Genomic DNA, 3380 nt, shown 5'->3' with positions numbered 1-3380 from the left:
GGGACTACTACCGCGACGACATCCGGTTCATCGTGATCGCCACCGTCATCGTCGTCCTGCTGACGCTGATGGTGCTACTGCGCGCGATCGTCGCACCGCTGTATCTGGTTGGTTCCGTGGTGATCTCGTACTTCGCCGCCATCGGCATCGGCGTGCTGGTCTTCGGGCACTTCTTCGATCAGCAGTTGCATTGGACGGTGCCGCCCCTGGCCTTCGTGGTTTTGGTCGCGGTGGGGGCCGACTACAACCTGCTCTTCGCGTCGCGATTACGCGACGAGTCCCCGCACGGCACCCGGTACGGCATCATCCGGACGTTGTCGTCGACCGGGGGTGTCATCACGGCGGCGGGGGTGATCTTCGCCGCCTCCATGTGGGGCCTGTTGTTCTCCAGCATTGGTACCGTGGTCCAGGGTGGCTTTGTCATCGGCGCCGGGATCCTGCTGGACACCTTCCTCGTGCGGACCGTCCTGGTGCCTGCCTTGGCCACCCTGTTCGGAAAGGCGAACTGGTGGCCGTCACGAGTGACATCGCACGGGAGCGCTGGGGCATGAAGAAGCTACTCGCGGCAATCATCGCGCTGGGGGCTGTCGGCGTCGGCACGGGCCCGGTGTCGCGGGTGGCCCACGCCGAAGAGCCCTCCCAGGACGGCGCCCAGGTCGACCTCGGGGACACCGCGACCACCTTGGAGGGCACGCCCCCGCGCGGATACGGTCTTGGTGGCGCCCACGTGAAGGGCATCCCCTACGACGAATACATCCGGATGACCGGTGAGCAATGGTTCCCCGGTCTGCAGCGCCAGAAGATCGACTACCCCGCCGGCCAGATTCAGGGCCGCACCCTCGAGCAGCTTTTCCCCGGAATCGGCGAGTGGGACAGGCGGAATGCCGATCTCGGGCTGGACGGTCCGACCATCGGCGAGTCGGTGGTCGAGGGCGCCGAGAACGTCATCCAGACGGTCAACCGGGACGGCCCCGGGACCGTCCTCGGGCTGTCGGAGGGCGCGATGGTCGTCAACGCCGTGCAGGCCCGGCTGGCCGCGGATCCCAACGCTCCGCCACCGGACCGGTTGACGTTCGCGGTCTTCGGGGATCCGATCGGTCAGCACGCCTTCGGCGACGGGTTTCTCAGACAGAACTTCGCGGTGGGGGCCGTGGTCCCCGCCATGGAGTTCGCCATCCCGGCCCCGGTGGAGAGTCAATACGACACGTACTCGTTCGTCTCCCCCTACGACAGCATCGCCGACTGGCCGGACCGGCCGGACAATTGGATGTCGGTGATCAACTCGATAGCCGGTCTGGCCACCGGTCACACCGCCGTGGCATTCACCAACCCGAGCAATGTCCCTGCCCGCAACATCCGGACCACCGTGAACTCCCGGGGCGGCAAGACGACGACGTTCATGATTCCCCAGCAACACCTTCCATTGGTGATGCCGTTCAAATACCTCGGTGTGGACGAGGGCACGTTGAACCGACTGGACGCGATATTGCAGCCGATGGTCGACGCCGGGTACTCCCGCAACGACGACCCGGCGACCGCCCCCATCGCGGTGGATCCGGTCAACGGCTATGACCCTGCTGAAGTCACCGCTCCGGCAACCACGGCGACATTCGGCGAGGGAGTGGGCACCGACCCGATCTCGCAGATGCTCGCATTGCTGGGCACCTTCGGCGGGCCGGGCGGCTGACCCTCACCCCGCGAGCAGGCCGACGGTCACCAGCACGCCGCCCACCGCCGCCAGGATCCCGGCGACCCCGTTGCGGGGCCGGGTGCGAATCCACAGGTGCAACCGGGTCATCGCCGCACTCGTGCGCTCGGGCGTCACCAGATAGGCCACCAGGGGGATCTCCACCAGGGCGAAAGCCACCACGTTGAACATCACCAGGGCCGAGAACTGGGTGGCGGGGGCGACGCCGGCGGCTGCGATGACCGCCAGTGCCGCCAGGTAGTCGACCGACGGCAGCGCGATGCCAAGTCCGGCGCCGCCGGCCACCCACAGCGACTGGCCGCCGAGCAACCGGGTCAGCCAGGCGGGCGGGGTGCGGGTGCGTCCCTTGGTGGCCGCCACGATCGCCGCCGCCAGCAGTGCTGCCAACCCGATGGCGATCTGCACCTTGGGCAGGGTGAGGTGGGCGGATTGCGGAAGCCGGGGTCGGACCGCGAACAGCACCACCGCGCCCACCGACAAACCCATCAGGAAGCCGCCGGACAGAAATGCGGCCAACTGCAGCACCGGCCGCGGACGGTTCAGCATCATGACGGTCATGCCGAGACGGAACGGCTCCAGGCTGACCGCGAGGGCCATCACCAGCAGGGTGATCCACATCGCAGCGTCGGCTACGCGTCCAGTCGTACGAAGCGGCCCTGCCGATGCTGCTCGGCGCATGCCGAGCGACGGATCTTGCCGCTGGTTGTGGTCGGGATCGAGCCCGGTTCGACGAGCACGATGTCGGCGACCTGCAAGCCGTGTGCGCGCGAAATTGCCGCGACCACATCGCTTTTCAGCTCTGTCAGCATGTCGGCGTCGTCGCCGTTCTTCAGTTCGACGACGGTGACCAGTTTCTCGGTCTGCTCGTCGGAGGCCGCGTTGTCGTCAGCGACCGCGATCGCCGCCACCCGTCCCCGGGTGATCTTCTGCACGGTCGCCTCGATGTCCTCGGAGTAGTGGTTGCGGCCGCGCACGATGAGCATGTCCTTGATCCGGCCGACGATGAAAAGCTCTCCCTCGGAGACGAAGCCGCGGTCTCCGGTGCGCAGCCAGTTCGTCGCCGGGGTGTCGCCGGGCGGGCCCACCAGGGTTGCGCCGAACGCCGACCCGGTCTGCTCCGGCTTGCGCCAGTATCCTCCGGCGACGTTCTCGCCGTGGGTCCAGATCTCTCCGACGGTGCCGTCCGGGCACGGCTGATGGGTGTCGGGGTCGATGATCAGCACCCGCGGGGACGTCGGCAGTCCGTAGCGGAGCAACGGCGCCCCGCCGGGTTTGCGGACGGCGGTGCCGACGGTCAGTTGGTCGGTGTCGAACTCGACCACTTCGGGCGCACGCCCGTTGCTGCCACTGGCGACGTAGACGGTCGCCTCGGCCAGCCCGTAGGAGGGCAGCACCATCTCGGGCCGGAAGCCTTTCGCCCCGAAGCGCTGGTTGAACCGGACGAGGGTCGAGGGGTGGATGCGCTCCGCGCCGTTGATGATTCCCAGCAGGCCGGTGAGGTCGAGGCCGTCCATCTCGGCGTCGGAGGTGCGCCGCGCGGTGAGGTCGAAGGCGAAGTTGGGCGCCGCCGAGAACGCCTTTCCGTTCCGGGACATCGCCTGCACCCACCGCGACGGTCGGGCCAGGAAACCCAACGGGCTCATCAGGTCGGCTCCGCAGCCGTCGAGGATCG

4 protein-coding genes are annotated in these 3380 nt (G+C 67.9%); 2 read left to right on the top strand and 2 right to left on the bottom strand.

Annotated features, from left to right (window positions below):
• Window positions 1-551, top strand: a 551-nt coding sequence (locus ADBZ5U_RS15235) for an MMPL family transporter (RefSeq protein ID WP_526811592.1), incomplete at its 5' end; no start/stop codon positions are given.
• A complete protein-coding gene (gene pe / locus ADBZ5U_RS15230; RefSeq protein ID WP_526811594.1) occupies window positions 548-1687 on the top strand; it encodes an acyltransferase PE in 1140 nt (379 codons plus the stop codon). The genes ADBZ5U_RS15235 and pe, both read left to right, overlap by 4 nt.
• Window positions 1688-1690: 3 nt before the next feature.
• Here pe and ADBZ5U_RS15225 read toward each other — a convergent pair whose 3' ends face one another.
• Complete coding sequence (locus ADBZ5U_RS15225) at window positions 1691-2326, bottom strand: GAP family protein (RefSeq protein WP_526811590.1); 636 nt, start codon at window positions 2324-2326, stop codon at window positions 1691-1693.
• Between the two features lie 11 nt (window positions 2327-2337).
• Window positions 2338-3380, bottom strand: a 1043-nt coding sequence (locus tag ADBZ5U_RS15220; RefSeq protein ID WP_526811588.1) for an AMP-binding protein, incomplete at its 5' end; no start/stop codon positions are given.

Source organism: Mycobacterium sp. (assembly GCF_040398885.1).
Taxonomy (GTDB): domain Bacteria; phylum Actinomycetota; class Actinomycetes; order Mycobacteriales; family Mycobacteriaceae; genus Mycobacterium.
This window is presented reverse-complemented; position numbering and strand designations above follow the sequence as displayed.